Source organism: Chthonomonas sp., assembly GCF_035294505.1.
GTDB lineage: Bacteria > Armatimonadota > Chthonomonadetes > Chthonomonadales > Chthonomonadaceae > Chthonomonas.
Map to the genome: position 1 here is coordinate 18,575 of NZ_DATGKU010000074.1, position 15,881 is coordinate 34,455.

The window sequence follows — 15,881 nt, forward strand, 5'->3', positions numbered from 1 at the left end:
CTCCTCAATGCTGGTGGCCCGTGTGATCATGCCCACGGCTGCACCCCGCAGGGAGCAAAGTTATAAAAGGTGCCTTGCTTTTCAAACATTTGTAGTTCCCCGCCTCCCGCCCATAGATTTACCTAAATGCCCATTCGCTTCGACCAGAACGGTAAGGCCACGGTAACCCTGGCAAAAGGCTGGAACTACGAGGTAACTGCCCACTACTACCTTTATTCTTATCCCTTTAGCCCAAATCCCGAACAATCACATACGGTGCAGCTTCGGCCTATACGATAAGTGCGGTACTATTTAATAGCTGATCGAAAGCGATGGAGAGCCACCCTAAGCTGAACGGAGGGTAAATGTCATGTTCCTCAAATTAAAGCGACATGATGACCAAGCTCAAAAACGGCGGGCGCCTTCGGCAGAAAAGTGTGAGAGGCAAGAAGCCAAAAAGCTCTCCTTTCGCTGCGATCTGCGATCCTATCGAAAAGGCCTGGCACTAAATTGGTGGGTTGGACTTGGGGTGACGCTGGGGGCTTGGATATGGATGTATGCTTACGCTCAGTGGCATATGTCCTCTTCACAAGGTTTAGAATTTCCCGACTGGCTTAGTCTTGGTGGTCTTGTCATCGCCGGTTTGGTGTTGGGCTACCTCCTCTTTTGGGGCATAGCGCGGGTTCAAGATATCATCTATCAGCATCAAGGGGAGCTGTTGGTGGATGAGGAACAGATCGTTTGCAAGCGCGCCTTCCGCACGCTCCACTTTTCATGGTCGGAGTTAATAGAGGTTGTGGAATATACCGATTCTAAATCACCCTCTCCAATTCACTACTTGCTGCTGGTGTTTCCCCGCGGTTGGGTTTATGTGCCCTCTACCATACCACACTTCGACGAAATAAAGGCGCTGGTTGCCCGCAAAGCGTCGCACCGTAAAGCGATAGGGGAGATACTTAAAAAGGCGGAGGAGGCTTTTCAACAGCGTCAGCGCTTACGGAACCTGTCACGCTTCGTTGGCCCTCTGCTTGGAGGTTTAGTGGGTATGAGCCTTGTGGTGTGGCAGTTTAATCAAGTAGATTACTCTGCCAACGGACTTCCCCCGCCTCCAGGAACCGTGGCAAACGCTCTAGCCCTTTTTATTGGACTTATGATATTTGTTGGTTACACGCTGCCCGGAGCCTATTTCGCTGAAAATTTCCCCGGACATCTACCCTGGTTTGGCTCTATGTATAGAAACATAGAGGTTCAGCCGGCCATCTATCCGCTTGCCGATACCTTGTTAAGCTGCCTCCGTCGCCGTAGCAGATGGTTCCAACACTACGGGGACATCCTGCCGAAATTGTTCTACAATGACATTTTGCCTAGATTGTGGTCAAAACATCAAGAGGCCATCTGCCAGAAACTGCTCCTACGGCTGCTTGAGGAGAAACAACATACCGATTCGATTGAGTTAGATCGGCGTGCGCATGAGGCTATAGATAAACTTCTGTTGCGAAGCGCCGATAGGGACTTTGTTCTGCAACTTCTCGCCGGTTTTGCCCCCTACGTCAACCGAAGTGACCTGCCCACATTGAACCGACTGCTCGCCGGAAAATCTGCCGTTGGATTCCAAGAGCCGATCGCGCAGCTTGCCCGGCTCTGTATCGAGGCCATCGAGCAGGCCCATGAACGCTCGGTGCTTCTACGGCCTGGAGCCTTTACCGCAGAGAGCCTCCTACGTCCGACGACGACCTCCGGAGAAGTGGATGCGTTCTTGTTGAGGGCTAGCACGGAGGCGGAGGGCGAAAACCATGAGGGAGAAGAGCGTCGGCCTTGAGGGGGTAGGGATGGGGCTTGCAGAGCCTGCGATACGAGTGTCATTTCGAGCTGGAGGCGAGATGAACAACTGTCATTTCGAGCCGATACCACACCTGTCATTTCGAGCCGATACCACACCTGTCATTTCGAGCCGAAGGCGAGAAATCTTAAGTTTCCATTCCCACCAGTTCTGAGAGCGAGGAGTGGGGCTGGTGGGGCAACCCATTGAGGGAAAGGTGCGGTATGCGGTATTGTCGGCCTTGTGTGCCTCCTATCCCGTCCTTTATGTGCTGCGGGTGGCGGTTTTTAGGGCGTGGGCGAAGCGATAGACTTCGGAAAGCAGCGAGGGCGCGTTGCGGTGTGCGTGAATAAGGTCAACTAAAGCGCTGCCCACCACCACGCCGTCCGCAAAGTGGCAGATGGAGCGCACATGTTCGGGCTGTGAAACACCAAAACCCACGCAAATAGGCAGATTCGTGTGGTGTCGGATGCGCGTTACCACCGCCGTTAGCTCCTGAGGCACATCTCGTCTGGCCCCTGTAACTCCGGTGCGGGAAACGCAGTAGACGAACCCACTGCAGAGCTTTGTGGCGCTTTGAATGCGCGCCTCGGTGCTGGTGGGGGCTAACAGAAAGATGGTGTCGAGCCGATGCTCGTCGGAGAGGCGTTTCCACGTCCCTGCCTCTTCGGGCGTGAGGTCGGTGACGATATGCCCGTCTACTCCGGCCTGCTTTGCATCTGCGGCATAGCGCGCAAGGCCGTAGCGCAGGATGGGGTTGTAGTAGGTCATCACAATAAGGGGCAGATTGGGGCATTTAGCACGAATTTGGTGAAGGATATCGAGCGATTTGGCCACGGTTATGCCGTTTTGGAGGGCGCGTTGAGAGGAGGCCTGGATGGAAGGGCCATCGGCAAGCGGGTCGCTAAAAGGGATGCCCAGCTCCACGATATCCACACCGGCCTCGGCAAGGGTTACCACGAGAGGCACGGTCTGTTCAGGAGTAGGGTCGCCTATCGTAACAAAACCAACCAGCGCTTTCTCGTTGTGTACCTGCAGATCGGCGAAACGTTGGGCTATTCGGCTCATTGTAACTCTAAAACTCTTGCAATGGTATTCATGTCCTTGTCTCCGCGCCCCGAGCAGTTGATGACGACAATCGTCTCTTTGGTTAGCTGTTGGTTTCTAGCGAGGGTTTCGAGGTAGGCGAAGGCGTGAGCCGTTTCGAGGGCGGCGATAATGCCCTCCTGTTGGGCAAGTTGTTGCACGGCGCGGATGGCTTCCTCGTCCGTAACCGCGACATATTCGGCGCGCCCCGTCTCTTTCAGGTAGGAGTGTTCCGGCCCTACGCCTGGATAGTCCAGGCCGGCCGAGATCGAATGCGAGGGGGCCACCTGCCCATCCTCGTTTTGTATGAGATAGCTGGCGGAGCCTTGGAAAACGCCCGGGGTGCCGGCCGTGAGGGTGGCGCAATGGCGCCCTGTTTCAATGCCCTCGCCGGCGGCCTCTACCCCAATGAGCCGCACTTCGCTGTCGTTAAGGAAGGGATAGAACAGCCCTATCGAGTTGGAGCCACCTCCCACACAGGCCAGCAGAATGTCGGGCAGACGCCCCTCTTTTTCCAGAATCTGGCTGCGCGTCTCCCATCCAATAACCGATTGAAAATCGCGCACCAACATCGGGTAGGGATGGGGGCCTACCACCGAGCCGATAATGTAGTGCGTCGTGCGTACGTTAGTAACCCAATCTCGAATGGCCTCGTTGGTGGCATCCTTCAGCGTGCCGGTGCCGCTGGAGACCGGCGTTACTTTGGCGCCTAGCAGTCGCATGCGAAAGACGTTCAGTTCCTGGCGCCGCACATCCTCTTCGCCCATGTAGACCTCACACTCAAGGCCGAAGCGGGCGCAGACCGTGGCCGTGGCCACCCCATGCTGGCCGGCTCCCGTCTCTGCGATAATGCGGGGCTTGCGCATGCGGCGCGCCAAAAGAATTTGGCCTAATGTGTTGTTGATCTTGTGGGCGCCGGTGTGGCAAAGGTCTTCACGCTTTAGGTAGATGCGGGCCCCGTAGTGCTCCGAAAGCCGTTCCGCAAAATAGAGCGGTGTGGGGCGTCCCACAAAGTCACGCAGATAGGTGTCTAGCTCTTTTTGGAAGCTGGGGTCGGCTTTTGCCTTTTGATACTCGGCTACAAGTTCATCGAGCGCGGGGATAAGGGTTTCCGGCACAAACCGCCCTCCAAAAGGGCCAAAATGCCCCTGCTCATCGGGCAACGAGGCGAGAGGCGCACGCACATTCGGCATGGACATCAAAGATTCTCCTCAAGTACAGTGCTTAATTATACCTCCAGGCTAATGGCGTAGAAACCTTTTGCCGATAGGTATAAAGAGAGTAGAGACTCTCAAAAGGAGCATTAGGTTATGACGCGCACCACCCACAAGCGAGGGGGCGCTTTTCTTCTGGAGGCCACCCTTCCAGAGGAGATATTCGTTCCCGAAATGTTTACCGCAGAAGACCGTCTCATCGGCAAGACGGCAGAACAGTTCCTTCACGACCGGGTGCTTCCCCATACCGAGGCCATTGAACGCGGCGACCACGCCTTGGTGAGGCAGCTCATGCTCCAGGCCGGAGAGCTGGGCCTGCTTGCAGGCGATGTGCCGGAGGTCTACGGCGGTCTCGGCCTTTCTCACATGGTGGAAGCTCTCATTGCGGAGAAGCTTAACTTTCAGCAGTCCTTTGCGTTGACCCACGAGGTGCAAACCGTTCTAGGTGCGCTACCTCTTCTTTACTTCGGCAATCATGAACAGAAAAGTCGCTATTTACCCAAGATAGCCAGCGGAGAATGGATCGCCGGTTTTGCCCTCAGCGAGGCGCGCTCTGGCTCCGACGTGCTAGGAATGCAAACACGGGCGACCCCTTCGTCGGATGGACGCCACTTCATTCTCAGCGGCGAGAAAATGTGGATCACCAATGCCGGAATCGCCGATCTGTTTACCGTGTTCGCCCGCACGGGTGAGAAGGAGTTCACCGCGTTGCTTGTACAGCGAAACAGCGAGGGGCTTTCTTTAGGGCGCGAAGAGCACAAGCTAGGCATGCATGGCACCTCCACACGCCGTGTCGTTTTCGAGGAAGTAAAGGTTCCGAGAGAGAACGTTTTTGCCGATGGCATGGGGCATCATGCGGCCTTCTGTGCCCTCAACATGGGGCGCTTTCGCCTTGAGGCGGGGGCGGTGGGCGGTTTGAAGCAGATTTTGGCATTGTGCGCAAGCTACGCCAAACAGCGCAAGACCTTCGGTCGCCCCATCGGCGATTACGGGCTAATTCGCCATAAGTTGGCCGAGATGGCTGCCCACATCTTCGCCCTGGAGAGCATGGTCTATCGCTTGGCAGGCGATCTGGAAGAGGCTTTCAGCGGCATTGTGCCCGATTCGGAGGAGGCTCCCACGCGTTATCGTGCGGCGGCAGAGGAGTTTGCTTTGGAGTGTTGTGCGGTGAAGGTGATCGGGTCGGAGGTTTACAGCTATCTCGCCGATGAGGCCATTCAACTGCACGGTGGCTATGGCTATACCGAGGAGCTGCCGTTTGCGCGTGCTTGGCGCGATCAGCGTCTGCTGCGCATTGGGGAAGGCGCCAACGAGCTGTTGAGAATCGCCGTCGTAACGCAGTTGATGCGCAGAGGCCAGACGGGAATTCTGCCGCTATGGCAGGCGATGGCCGAAGCGGAGAGTGCGAACCGACCGCTCGTGGCCCCGGCCGAAGGCAAGGACGCGCTGGCGACGATTGCCGATGCGGCCGATGGGGCAAAACGAAGCGCCCTGCTGCTTTTGCGCGAGCTTACGCAAAGAGAGGAGCCTTGGCGTGAAGCCCAAGAGATCGTCGCCGCCATTGCCGATGTGATCGGTGCGGCCTATGGCTTGGAGAGCCTGTACTTGCGGTGTTTGCGCTGCCTTAAGCTAACAGACCGCTCTGCAGAGCCGTTGCTTCTCTCCGCACAAGTCGCTGCCATCGCCTATGCCGATACGGCCTATCGGGCGGCAAACTATGCGGTGGCCAGCTTGGGAATTGGGATGCCGATGTCGGCAAATAGGTCTCTTGAAAAAGCGATGGAGGCCCTGCGCTTAAATGCGTGGAACCCTATGCAATTGAGGCGTCGGTTGGCGGAGGTGGTTTTAGAGGCGGATGGCTATCCGAACGTGTAGCGGCTTGGCGGGTCGCACTCCGACCTAAGGTAGAAATAGAGCTTGAGAGAAGGGTATACTGAAATTAGCACCGACCTTTCGGTGTTGGTGAGGAGCGAAACAAAAAGGATTGAAACGCGGTGCGAAAAACAGAAAAGAGCCATCCGGCTCCCTCCGATCAACAGTGGGTACATCTCAATGGGAAGCTGGTGCCCAAAGCAGAGGCCCATCTTTCCATTTACGACCACGGCTTTCTCTATGGTGATGGGGCTTTTGAGGGGATTCGGGTCTACGACGGCAATATCTTTCGCCTCGAACCCCACCTTACAAGGCTCTTTCGCTCGGTGCGGGCGCTAGGCATCGAGCTTTGTGTGGAGAAACCGGTTCTCCAGCAACAGATAGCCGAGTTGGTGCGGAAGAACGGGCACTACTCCGGCTACATCCGCCTCTCTGTGTCGCGAGGGGTAGGGCTAGGCCTCGACCCTGCCCATATCGGCAAAACCCCTACCCTGGTTATCTCCACCGAACAGCTGCGGCTCTATCCTCAAGAGATGTATGAGAACGGTTTGCATGTGATAACCGCCTCGACGCGGGTGCCGCCCTCCGTCTGTATTGACCCGCAGATCAAATCGTTGGGACGCTACGTCAACAACATCATGGCCAAGATGGAGGCCAACCGCATGGGCGCCGGAGAGGCCCTCATGCTGAACATGCAGGGCTATGTGGCCGAGGCGACCGGAGATAACATCTTTTTGGTGTCCGGTGGAATGCTGCTGACACCCCCCACAACCGATGGCGCCCTGCCGGGAATCACGCGCCAAGCGGTGATGGATTTAGCCCGCGATATGGGCATCGCTTGCCGTGAAACCAGCCTGACTCTCTACGACGTCTATAACGCAGACGAGGCTTTTCTTACCGGAACGGCGGCCGAGGTGATCCCGATGGTTTCGTGTGACCAGCGCAAAATAGGCGATGGCAAGCCCGGTCGCATTACCCAGCGAATCATCGCGGCATTCCGCGAGCTTACAAAGGTGGATGGACTCAAGGTTTAGGCATGGCTCTCCGCCATTCGGAACGGCAGAGCGGGCCTTGAACGGTTAACATGTTGCTGTAAGGCTTCAGTGAGCTGCAGAAAGCAGGGTATGTCAAGAGCGAACTAGGAGACACGATCATGTGGCAGCGATTTACCGAGCGTGCTCGGCACGTCGTCTTCTTCGCACAGGAAGAGGCCATCAGGTTTGGGGCGAACCACGTCTGTACAGAACATCTTCTGTTGGGGTTGTTGAGAGATGGCGATAGCGTGGCCTGTCGGGCTTTGGAGCGTATGGGCTTCTCTTTGGAGGGCATCCGCCAAGAGCTGGAGCCACAGATATCGCATGGGGATGGACAACTCACACAAGATATGCAGTTAACGCCCCGGGCCAAGCGTGTAATAGATTTGGCCTACGATGAGAAGCGCCACTTAAACAACAACTACATCGGCACGGAGCATCTGTTGCTGGGGCTTATTCGTGAAGGAGAAGGGCTTGCCGGGCGCGTTCTTGCCAAACTGGGGGTGGATTTGGAGCGCACACGGCACGAGGTTCAGGCGCTGCAGGAGAGGGATACCGGTACCTCAACCGCCTCTACACAGGTGGAGCTATCTACCCCTTCGTCCGTCCTCTCCATCCAGGTGACGCCTGCCGTGAGCCGTGCCCTGTTGTTGGCGCAGGAAGTTGCCACGAAAGCGCAGCGGCCAAGCGTGGAGCTAGAGGATGTGTTGTTGGGGCTTCTGCAGCTTGGAGAGGGTAAAGTCGCCAAGGTGTTTGAGCAGTTCGGAATGGATAGCGCGAAGGTTCAAGCCGTTCTGCAGCGCTTACAGCAAGAGGAACCGCCACAGGGCGAGGGAGATGCCCCTGCAACCTAGACAAGGGCCTTTGAGAGGGCAGCACAGTTGCGGCTCGGCATCTTGCAACAGACGGGATTAACCACCGAGGGCGTCCAGAAGATGCTGGCGCGACCGGAAAAGAACGCCTACGTAAAAATGGCGTGGAGCGTTTTCATGCTCTTTCCTGTTCGTAAGGATAGGAGGTATTTTAAGATTCAAGGGAACTTTTTGGGGGTAATAGACGCCCTTAAAAAGTAGAGTACCAATATCGTCTTGAAGACGGTACTTGGGTTCTCCGCCGAAACACGGTATTTAATCTGGCAGGAGAATCCGAAAATAAAACGAAAAGGAAAAGAACTGTAGCGTTGTTTCTGAGAAACCGTTTTAAATACTTGGCGTTACAGAGAGAGGAATAAACTATGTGGCAGCGATTTACAGAGCGTGCTCGGCGCGTCGTCTTCTTCGCACAGGAAGAGGCCGGAAGGTTGGGAGAGAACTACGTCTCCACAGAACATCTTCTGCTTGGTCTGGTGCGAGAGAGCGATAGTGTTGCTGCCCGTATCCTGGAGCGTATGGGGGTCTCCTTAGGGAGAATCCGCAGTGAGATAGAGCGACAGGTGTCGCATGGGGATGGACGCCCCACACAAGACATGCAGTTAACGCCCCGGGCCAAGCGGGTGATAGATTTGGCCTACGATGAGGCCCGCCAGCTGAACAACAACTACATCGGCACGGAGCATCTGCTGCTAGGGCTTATTCGTGAAGGGGAAGGGCTTGCCGGGCGCGTTCTTGCCAAGCTTGGGGTGGATTTGGAGCGCACACGGCGCGAGGTTCAGGCGCTTCAGGATACGGATGCGCCATCGAATTCGCGACCGACGACTCGGTCTCGTACGCCCACTTTGGATGAGTTCGGGCGGGACTATACCGAGCTTGCGCGCAACGATAAACTTGACCCGGTGGTAGGACGCCACACGGAGATCGAGCGCGTTATTCAGATTCTGAGCCGAAGAACCAAAAATAACCCGGTGCTGCTCGGTGAACCCGGCGTAGGAAAGACGGCCATAGCCGAAGGGTTGGCGCAGCGCATTGTTTCGGGGGATATTCCGGAGACCCTTAAAGACAAGCGCATCGTCTCCCTCGATCTGGCCAGCCTGGTTGCCGGCACGAAGTACCGTGGTGAATTCGAGGAGCGGATGAAGAGGGTGCTAGAAGAGGTTCGCAAAGCCCAAGGGGAGGTGATCCTCTTCATAGATGAGTTGCACACGTTGGTGGGCGCCGGGGCTGCCGAGGGCGCCATAGACGCCTCCAACATCATGAAGCCGGCTCTTGCGCGCGGAGAGCTGCAGTGCATCGGTGCAACCACCCTCGACGAGTTCCGCAAATACATCGAACGGGATGCCGCTCTGCAGAGGCGCTTCCAGCCGGTGAAGGTGAGCGAGCCGACAGATGATGAGACCGTTGAGATTCTCAAAGGGCTGCGGGAGCGCTATGAGGCGCACCATCGGGTGAAGATCACCGATGATGCCCTGGTGGCCGCTGCCCACCTTGCCGATCGTTACATCACCGACCGCTTCTTGCCGGATAAGGCGATTGACCTCATTGATGAAGCTGCCAGTCGCGTGCGACTGCAATATGCGCTTCCACCGGCGGAGCTTCGGCAGGCGAAGGCACGGCTCGCCGAGATAGAGAAAGAGCTGAGTGCCACGCAGGAACGAGGGCGCTTTAGCCCCGGCGAAGACATCGCCGAAGACCTCGTTGCGCTTAAAGCAGAGCTGCAAGAGCGCATCGAGAAGCTGGAGATGGAGTGGCGAGACCAGCGCGAGAGCATGCCGCGCATCGTCACCCAGGATGAGGTGGCCCAAATCGTTCAATCGTGGACGGGCATCCCGGTAAGCCGTCTCGTGGAGACGGAGACCCAGAAGCTGCTTCGCATGGAGGAGGAGCTTCACAAGCGGATTATCGGCCAGCACGAGGCGATCGCTGCCGTAAGTCGCGCCGTGCGAAGAGCGCGTTCGGGCATGAAAGACCCCAAGCGTCCTATGGGAACCTTCATCTTTATGGGACCCACAGGAACGGGGAAAACGGAGCTTGCGCGCGCTTTGGCCGCCTTCCTCTTCGATAACGAAAACGCCCTGATCCGCATAGACATGAGCGAATACTCCGAGCGGTTCAACGTCTCCCGTCTGGTGGGAGCGCCTCCGGGCTATGTAGGGTACGAGGAGGGAGGACAGCTTACCGAGGCCGTGCGCCGCAATCCCTACTCGGTGGTGCTGCTCGATGAGATCGAAAAAGCCCACCCAGAGGTCTTCAATATCCTGCTGCAGGTCGCCGAGGATGGGCGCCTTACCGATAGCCAAGGGCGTGTGGTGGATTTTAAGAACACCGTCATTATCATGACCTCCAATATCGGGGCGGCGCGCATCCAGCAGGAGCGCGGCATGGGCATCCGCAGCGACGCCGAGCGGAAAGCGAACGACGAGAAAGCCATCGAGGCAATGAAGAATCGGGTGATGGAGGAGGTGAAGAAGACCTTCCGTCCCGAGTTCATCAACCGTATTGATGAGCTTATCGTGTTCCATCCGCTCACCCGTGAGGAGATACTCCAGATCGTAGACCTGATGCTGAACCGGGTGGCGAAACAGTTGAAAGGGCAGGAGCTTGCCCTTGAGGTAACCCAACCGGTGAAAGAGAAGCTGGCCGAGGAGGGCTTCGACCCGAACCTGGGGGCGCGTCCGTTGCGCCGAGCGGTTCAACGCCTGATCGAAGACCCCCTTGCGGATGAGATTCTGCGGGGTACCTTCCGGCCCGGCGACACGGTGGTGGCCGATTTGGAGGAGGGCCGCGTCGTGTTCCGACCCAAAGCGGCCGAAGTGCTGCCGGCCGGCGATGATGGCGGGTTGCCGCCTTTGGAGACTCCGGCCACCATCGGTTAGACCGGAGAGCAAACGTTCGATGAAGGGAGGCGACAGGTTGAAGCCTGTCGCCTTTCCTCTTTTTACCCCCCCATCCGTCTTAGCAAATGATTCCGGCCGCTGAGGCGCCGTCCTCTAGGACGCTCACCGAGAGGTGCTCTTCTCCCTGCAGGGGGTGGGGCTTGAAGAGCAGGCGATACGCCTGTCATTTCGAGCCGAAGGCGAGAAATCTTGGGTTTCACTTCCCACCGGCCTTGAGGGGTAGGGCTGTAGGAGGTACCCCTTGAGGGAAAGGCGCAGTGCGCAGCACCGTCGCTCCTGAGGTTACCCCATTGCTCGGGTAGGCCTTTGCCTACCCTCATGGCCTTATGCCTACCTACGGTGCGTCGCCGTCTGCAAGACCGATGCAGGGTATGATTCTGCAGAGGAAGAAGGAGATAAGAAAAAGATGGCCATTACCCGCCGCCAGTTGCTTGGAACCTGCCCACTGCTGCTTTTACGGGCTTCATCCGCTCCCGCATTGTCGCTCGAAAAGGCGCAGTGGGCTGAGGCTTTTGTAGAGAGCATCGGCGTTTGTACGCACTGGACTTATAACGACACCCCTTATGGCTACGCTTATGAACGGGTGAAGCAGCTCCTGATCGATTCCGGCATTCGCCATACCCGCGACGGGTTCTCGGAACGCATCGCCGAGCTGGGCAGGCTAGGCATAAAGACCTGTGTGGCCGTTGGCCCGGAAGCCTCGTCGAAACCGGACGCACAAAAGGTAGCCGACATCGTCGAACGGATAAAAACCCTCAATGCCATTCACCCTTGTATAGATGCCATCGAAGGCCCCAACGAGCCAGACCTGTTCTGGCCGAAATTCCACATCACCTACAAGGGTGAGGGAGGAGACCGAGGGATAGAAAGCATTGTAAAAGGGGTAACGGCTTTTATGGCCGATCTCTATCCTGCCGTAAAGTCGAACCCGGCCACATCAAAGCTAACCGTGATAGGCCCCTCTCTCGGAGTGACCTACGATCCCGGGGCAGGCCATCCAAACCCTTTTCCCAAAGGAAGTTTAACGAACTATGTAGATTGGGGAAACTTCCATCCCTACTGTGGCGGAAACCCATTTAGTTTCCCTTTCCCCTACGACACCCTTGAAAAATACTATTGGCAGGGCGACTTCCCATCTTCCAAACTCGACGAATTCCCGTATGCTTTCCTCACCTATGCGCCCCCATTTGCGCCCAAGCCCATGGCCGCCACAGAGACAGGCTATTCCACAAATCGCGCCGGCCCATCGGAGGCCATGCATGCGAAATATATGCCACGTCTCTTCTGCGAAAACTTTCGTTTGGGCATACGGCGCTCTTACAGCTACGAGTTCGTGGATGAGTTTAACGACCCCGATGGCACCAGTCGGGAGGCGCATTTTGGGCTGGTACGTCGCGAGCTCACGCCAAAACCAGCCTACTATGCCGTTAAAAACCTCATCACGCTATTGCGAGATAAGAGGCCCCGCGCCGGTTTCAAACCGTCTGCATTGCCGCTTGCTATTCGTGTTTTGCCGGTGAAAGACTATCGTGAGCCGATTTCAGGCCAGGTGGTTACCTACGACCGAACGCAGTATGTGCATCACCTGCTGCTTCAAAAAAGCGATGGGCAGTTTTGGCTTCTGCTTTGGCATGAGATAGCCGATGAAGATACAAGCGTCGTGCCGCCCAGGCTCATTCAGCCGCCCGCCATGCCCACCGAGGTCTTCTTGCCTTCAAGCGTTCATAAGGCCGTTGTCTATCGCCCCAACAACGGCATCTATGGGGTTGAGAGCGATATAATAAAAGGGCGTCTTTCACTTGAGGTGCCCGATGAGCTGCTGGTAGTTCAACTTTTTCAGCGTTAAGGAGAGTTTCCATTGGATGTAGTAGGCATCATTCCCGCGCGTTTGGCCGCAACGCGTTTGCCCAACAAGCCTTTGGCCGATATCGGTGGCAAGCCCATGATCGTCCACGTGTGGCGACGCGCTCGAAAGGCGGCCTCTTTGCAAGAGGTTTGGGTAGCCACGCCCGACGTGGCCATTGTCGAGGCGGTGGAGAGGGAGGGGGGAAAGGCCCTCCTTACCTCGCCGCAGCACCGCACGGGCACCGATAGGGTCGCCGAGGCGGCAAGGCTGCTGTCCCTCTCCCAAGAGGCCATCGTGGTGAACATTCAGGGGGATGAGCCGCTTCTCGAGGCCGAGAGTATTGACCGCATGGTGCAGTTGCTTCAGGCCGATCCCTCACTGGACATGGCCAGCGTGATGTGCCCGTGCCCGCAAGAGAGTTTGGACGACCCGGCCTGTGTGAAGGTGGTATGTGGCCGCAACGGCGATGCGCTCTACTTTTCCCGATCTCGCATTCCCTATCCTCGTCAGACGTCCTCGGTACCGGTGATGCAGCATATGGGGCTGTACGCCTACCGCAATCGCTTTTTACAGCTCTTTACCACCTTGGAACCCACCCCGTTGGAGTGCACCGAATCGTTGGAGCAGTTACGGGCGCTGGAGTGGGGCTATCGCATTCGGATGGCGCGTGTAGAGAAGGCCTCCATCGCCGTAGACACGCCGGAGGATTTGGAGAGGGTGCGGCTGTTATTGGCTTTGGGTGCGTAGGCGGGGCGTTCGTGGCTTAACTCTCTTGCAAATAGGCTTTAAGCAGGGCGCGAAACAGGCGTCCGTGGTTTGGTATTTTAAGGTGAAGCAACTCATGCACAATCACCTCGCGGCGGAAGCGGGCCGGTTGCCGCAACAAATCGACATCAAAGGTAAGGCGCCCCCGCGAAGAGCAACTCGCCCACTTTCGCCTCATGGGGCGTAGGTGTATTTCCCGAATGCGGTTGGCCACCTCAAGGCGTTGCGCCCACGTCCAGACCTCGGCTACAAGAATGTCTCGAACTACGCTCTCCCCTGAATCTTCATCAATAGTATGGGAAGTCTTCACGATCACTGCTGACTTTATTGTGTCGCCCTCCTAAGAAGTTGGAGCATCTCATTGGCCCACGTTACCGGGTCAGTCTCCCCTGCAGCTATTAGCACCCTGTAGAGTTGCTTGCGCAGGTCGCGCTCCTGAGCCGGGCTGGTAGCCCAATGAGGAAACTGGTGAAAAATCGGTTGCACAGCAGCGGCCAACTGCTCCGCCCGGTCGGCATTGAAGTTCTTTTGAACGCGCAGCCACCAGGCCACGGCAAAGGCTTCGGGTGAGAGATTGGTCTCATGGCACTGCTCTTGAGCGGTCTGCAGATCGTGAACGAGTTGAGAGAGTTCTTTCAGGGCTTCTTGGCTGTTGATCTGCTGTTCCTCGAAAGCGTGCCGGATCGCCTCGGTGCGCTCGCCGATGGGGATAAGGTGAGGCTGCCCTCTGCCCTGGTCCGCTACCAGTTTATGAAGCTCCTTAAGCAGGTTGAACACCTTGACCGTGTCTGGCTGTGGTTTTGCCAGCAACTGCAGCAGTGCTGGCGCTCCTAATTGGTAGGTTTCATACGGATCACGTACGGCATTGGTAGCGGTATGTCGCTGGACAATGGCCGCGGTCTTGCGGAGAAACGATCGGTCTATCGGTACGTGTGGCTCGTAGGCGCTGCGCAGCAACTGGTACATCGCCACGAGCGCTTGATAGTCTTCGAGAAACGGGCGCAGGAACGGATCGGGGGAAAGAATCTCATAACTCTCTTCTAACTCACGGAAGTAGGCATAGAACGTTTCTCGGCGCTGCCTATCGCGGAAGTGTTCCAGCACGGCCTCTGCGGCCTTGTCTGCGGTTTTTCCTACGCTAAGCGGCAGAAACTCGTTTCGCCCACGCTCCATCAAGGCTTTGAAGTGTTCCTGAAGCACCTCCAGCCCCTCGACCACACCGTTCACATCCTCCGAGTCGAAGGCGAGGGCCTGCTTCAGTCTGTTGAAAATTCCGACAAAATCCACGATGAGGCCGTTCGTCTTACGTCGCCCCGTCTCATCCTCGTAAGGGCGATTGACGCGGGCGATGGTCTGTAAAAGCACATGATCGCGCATGGGCTTATCTAAATACATGCAGTAGAGGATCGGGGCATCGTAGCCTGTGAGGAGTTTTTCGGTGACGATAAGGATTTTAGGTTGTTCGTTCGGCTTGCGAAACGCTTTGCGCACAGCCGCCTCTTCCTCGTCGCTTAGGTGGTAGTGACTCAGCTGGGGCGGATCGCTCGGCCCGCGGCTGATCACGACCCGACTCATTTCCGGAGGAAGGCAGCGGTCGAGGGCTTGCTTATACAGCCCGCAAGCTTCACGGTCTACCGCTACCACGAAAGCTTTGTAACCCATAGGCTCAATGTAGTGACGGAAGTGTTCGGCCACATAGGAAGCTATTTTTTCTACTCTTTCACGGTTCTTGAGCATATTTTTGAGCGTTACCGCGCGATCAAGCACGCGATTAAGCTCTTCGACGTCTGCCACGCCCTCCAGTTCCGCCGCAGCCCAGAACTCTTGCTCCATGGCCTCGGCGTTGGCGATGAGGTCGTTAGGTGCCATTTGGTAGTATAGGGGCACGGTGGTGCCGTCTGCAATGGATTCGCGAATGGAGTATTTGTCAAGATAGCCTTGTGAGTCGTCAATGCCAAACGTTTTGAAGGTGCCTTGCCCGTGTGCGGTTCTGTCAATAGGCGTGCCGGTAAAGCCTACGAATGTGGCATTTGGCAGGGCACCCATAAGATAGTTGCCCAGATCGCCACCGGTGGAACGATGCGCCTCATCCACCAGCACAAGGATGTTGCTTCGAGTATTTAGATCGGCGTCGGCCTCGTCGAATTTATGGATCATGGAAACAATGAGGCCTCGCGTGTCTTCTCTCAACAGTTGTTGTAGGTGGCGCTTACTCTGTGCCACATGCACTCTGCTGAAGCCCACCGCCTCAAGGTTCTGAAAAAGTTGCTGTTGCAACTCGTTGCGATCCACGATCATCAGGATGGTGGGGTTTTCTAGGCGCGGATCTTCCAAGAGTCGCTTGGCGACGGTGATCATAGTGTAAGTCTTGCCCGATCCTTGCGTATGCCAGATGAGGCCGCGGCGCTTGTGGGGGTCTTTGGAGCGGGCGACGACCTTTTCTGTAGCCCGCATCTGATGGGCACGTAGCACCGCCTTGGTCAGCTCGCCGTCCTTG

General features: G+C 56.7%; 13 protein-coding genes. 9 read left to right on the forward strand and 4 right to left on the reverse strand.

Annotation, left to right across the window (positions count from 1 at the left end; translation table 11 throughout):
- Positions 1 to 126: 126 nt before the first annotated feature.
- Together VKV18_RS03685 and VKV18_RS03690 are read left to right on the forward strand one after the other, a co-directional pair.
- Complete coding sequence (locus VKV18_RS03685) at positions 127 to 279, forward strand: hypothetical protein (RefSeq protein WP_324202875.1); 153 nt, start codon at positions 127 to 129, stop codon at positions 277 to 279.
- Between the two features lie 70 nt (positions 280 to 349).
- Positions 350 to 1,798 carry a hypothetical protein gene (locus VKV18_RS03690; protein WP_324202876.1) on the forward strand — a complete coding sequence of 483 codons (1,449 nt, stop codon included), beginning with the start codon at positions 350 to 352 and terminating at the stop codon, positions 1,796 to 1,798.
- Positions 1,799 to 2,062: 264 nt separating this feature from the next.
- Here VKV18_RS03690 and trpA read toward each other — a convergent pair whose 3' ends face one another.
- Together trpA and trpB are read right to left on the reverse strand one after the other, a co-directional pair.
- On the reverse strand, positions 2,063 to 2,866 hold the full coding sequence (gene trpA / locus VKV18_RS03695) for a tryptophan synthase subunit alpha (RefSeq protein ID WP_324202877.1): 804 nt from the start codon (positions 2,864 to 2,866) through the stop codon (positions 2,063 to 2,065).
- The gene (gene trpB / locus VKV18_RS03700) at positions 2,863 to 4,083 is read right to left on the reverse strand and encodes a tryptophan synthase subunit beta (protein WP_324202878.1); all 1,221 of its coding nucleotides are present in this window, start codon (positions 4,081 to 4,083) and stop codon (positions 2,863 to 2,865) included. Before trpB ends, trpA begins: the two co-directional genes overlap by 4 nt.
- 111 nt (positions 4,084 to 4,194) lie before the next feature.
- Here trpB and VKV18_RS03705 point away from each other — a divergent pair, with 111 nt between their 5' ends.
- From VKV18_RS03705 to kdsB, 7 genes are all read left to right on the forward strand, one after another.
- Positions 4,195 to 5,973: an acyl-CoA dehydrogenase family protein gene (locus VKV18_RS03705; RefSeq protein ID WP_324202879.1), complete on the forward strand. Its 1,779-nt coding sequence runs from the start codon at positions 4,195 to 4,197 to the stop codon at positions 5,971 to 5,973.
- A 119-nt stretch (positions 5,974 to 6,092) separates the two neighbouring features.
- Positions 6,093 to 7,004 carry a branched-chain-amino-acid transaminase gene (ilvE, locus tag VKV18_RS03710; RefSeq protein WP_324202880.1) on the forward strand — a complete coding sequence of 304 codons (912 nt, stop codon included), beginning with the start codon at positions 6,093 to 6,095 and terminating at the stop codon, positions 7,002 to 7,004.
- Between the two features lie 119 nt (positions 7,005 to 7,123).
- Positions 7,124 to 7,858, forward strand: a complete 735-nt coding sequence (locus tag VKV18_RS03715; RefSeq protein WP_324202881.1) for a Clp protease N-terminal domain-containing protein — start codon at positions 7,124 to 7,126, stop codon at positions 7,856 to 7,858.
- A 27-nt stretch (positions 7,859 to 7,885) separates the two neighbouring features.
- Complete coding sequence (locus VKV18_RS03720) at positions 7,886 to 8,077, forward strand: hypothetical protein (protein WP_324202882.1); 192 nt, start codon at positions 7,886 to 7,888, stop codon at positions 8,075 to 8,077.
- Positions 8,078 to 8,238: 161 nt separating this feature from the next.
- On the forward strand, positions 8,239 to 10,752 hold the full coding sequence (locus VKV18_RS03725; protein ID WP_324202883.1) for an ATP-dependent Clp protease ATP-binding subunit: 2,514 nt from the start codon (positions 8,239 to 8,241) through the stop codon (positions 10,750 to 10,752).
- A 427-nt stretch (positions 10,753 to 11,179) separates the two neighbouring features.
- Positions 11,180 to 12,619 (forward strand): hypothetical protein, encoded by a 1,440-nt coding sequence (locus VKV18_RS03730; protein ID WP_324202884.1) that lies wholly within the window; start codon positions 11,180 to 11,182, stop codon positions 12,617 to 12,619.
- A gap of 12 nt (positions 12,620 to 12,631) precedes the next feature.
- Entirely contained in the window at positions 12,632 to 13,366 is a 735-nt protein-coding gene (gene kdsB, locus VKV18_RS03735) for a 3-deoxy-manno-octulosonate cytidylyltransferase (RefSeq protein ID WP_324202885.1), read from the forward strand.
- A gap of 16 nt (positions 13,367 to 13,382) precedes the next feature.
- On the opposite strand, the gene VKV18_RS03740 is transcribed toward kdsB, so the two are convergent.
- Positions 13,383 to 13,694, reverse strand: coding sequence for a M48 family metallopeptidase (locus tag VKV18_RS03740; protein WP_324202886.1), 312 nt, complete (start codon positions 13,692 to 13,694; stop codon positions 13,383 to 13,385).
- 14 nt (positions 13,695 to 13,708) lie between these two features.
- On the reverse strand, positions 13,709 to 15,881 hold a 2,173-nt coding region (locus VKV18_RS03745), incomplete at its 5' end, for an HsdR family type I site-specific deoxyribonuclease (protein WP_324202887.1).

Excerpts from the sequence above, each read along its gene's own strand:
- VKV18_RS03705 (WP_324202879.1), top strand. The coding sequence starts at position 4,195 with ATGACGCGCACCACCCACAAGCGAGGGGGCGCTTTTCTTCTGGAGGCC.
- trpA (WP_324202877.1), bottom strand. The coding sequence starts at position 2,866 with ATGAGCCGAATAGCCCAACGTTTCGCCGATCTGCAGGTACACAACGAG.
- VKV18_RS03730 (WP_324202884.1), top strand. The coding sequence starts at position 11,180 with ATGGCCATTACCCGCCGCCAGTTGCTTGGAACCTGCCCACTGCTGCTT.
- VKV18_RS03685 (WP_324202875.1), top strand. The coding sequence starts at position 127 with ATGCCCATTCGCTTCGACCAGAACGGTAAGGCCACGGTAACCCTGGCA.
- VKV18_RS03725 (WP_324202883.1), top strand. The coding sequence starts at position 8,239 with ATGTGGCAGCGATTTACAGAGCGTGCTCGGCGCGTCGTCTTCTTCGCA.
- VKV18_RS03715 (WP_324202881.1), top strand. The coding sequence starts at position 7,124 with ATGTGGCAGCGATTTACCGAGCGTGCTCGGCACGTCGTCTTCTTCGCA.
- trpB (WP_324202878.1), bottom strand. The coding sequence starts at position 4,083 with ATGTCCATGCCGAATGTGCGTGCGCCTCTCGCCTCGTTGCCCGATGAG.
- VKV18_RS03690 (WP_324202876.1), top strand. The coding sequence starts at position 350 with ATGTTCCTCAAATTAAAGCGACATGATGACCAAGCTCAAAAACGGCGG.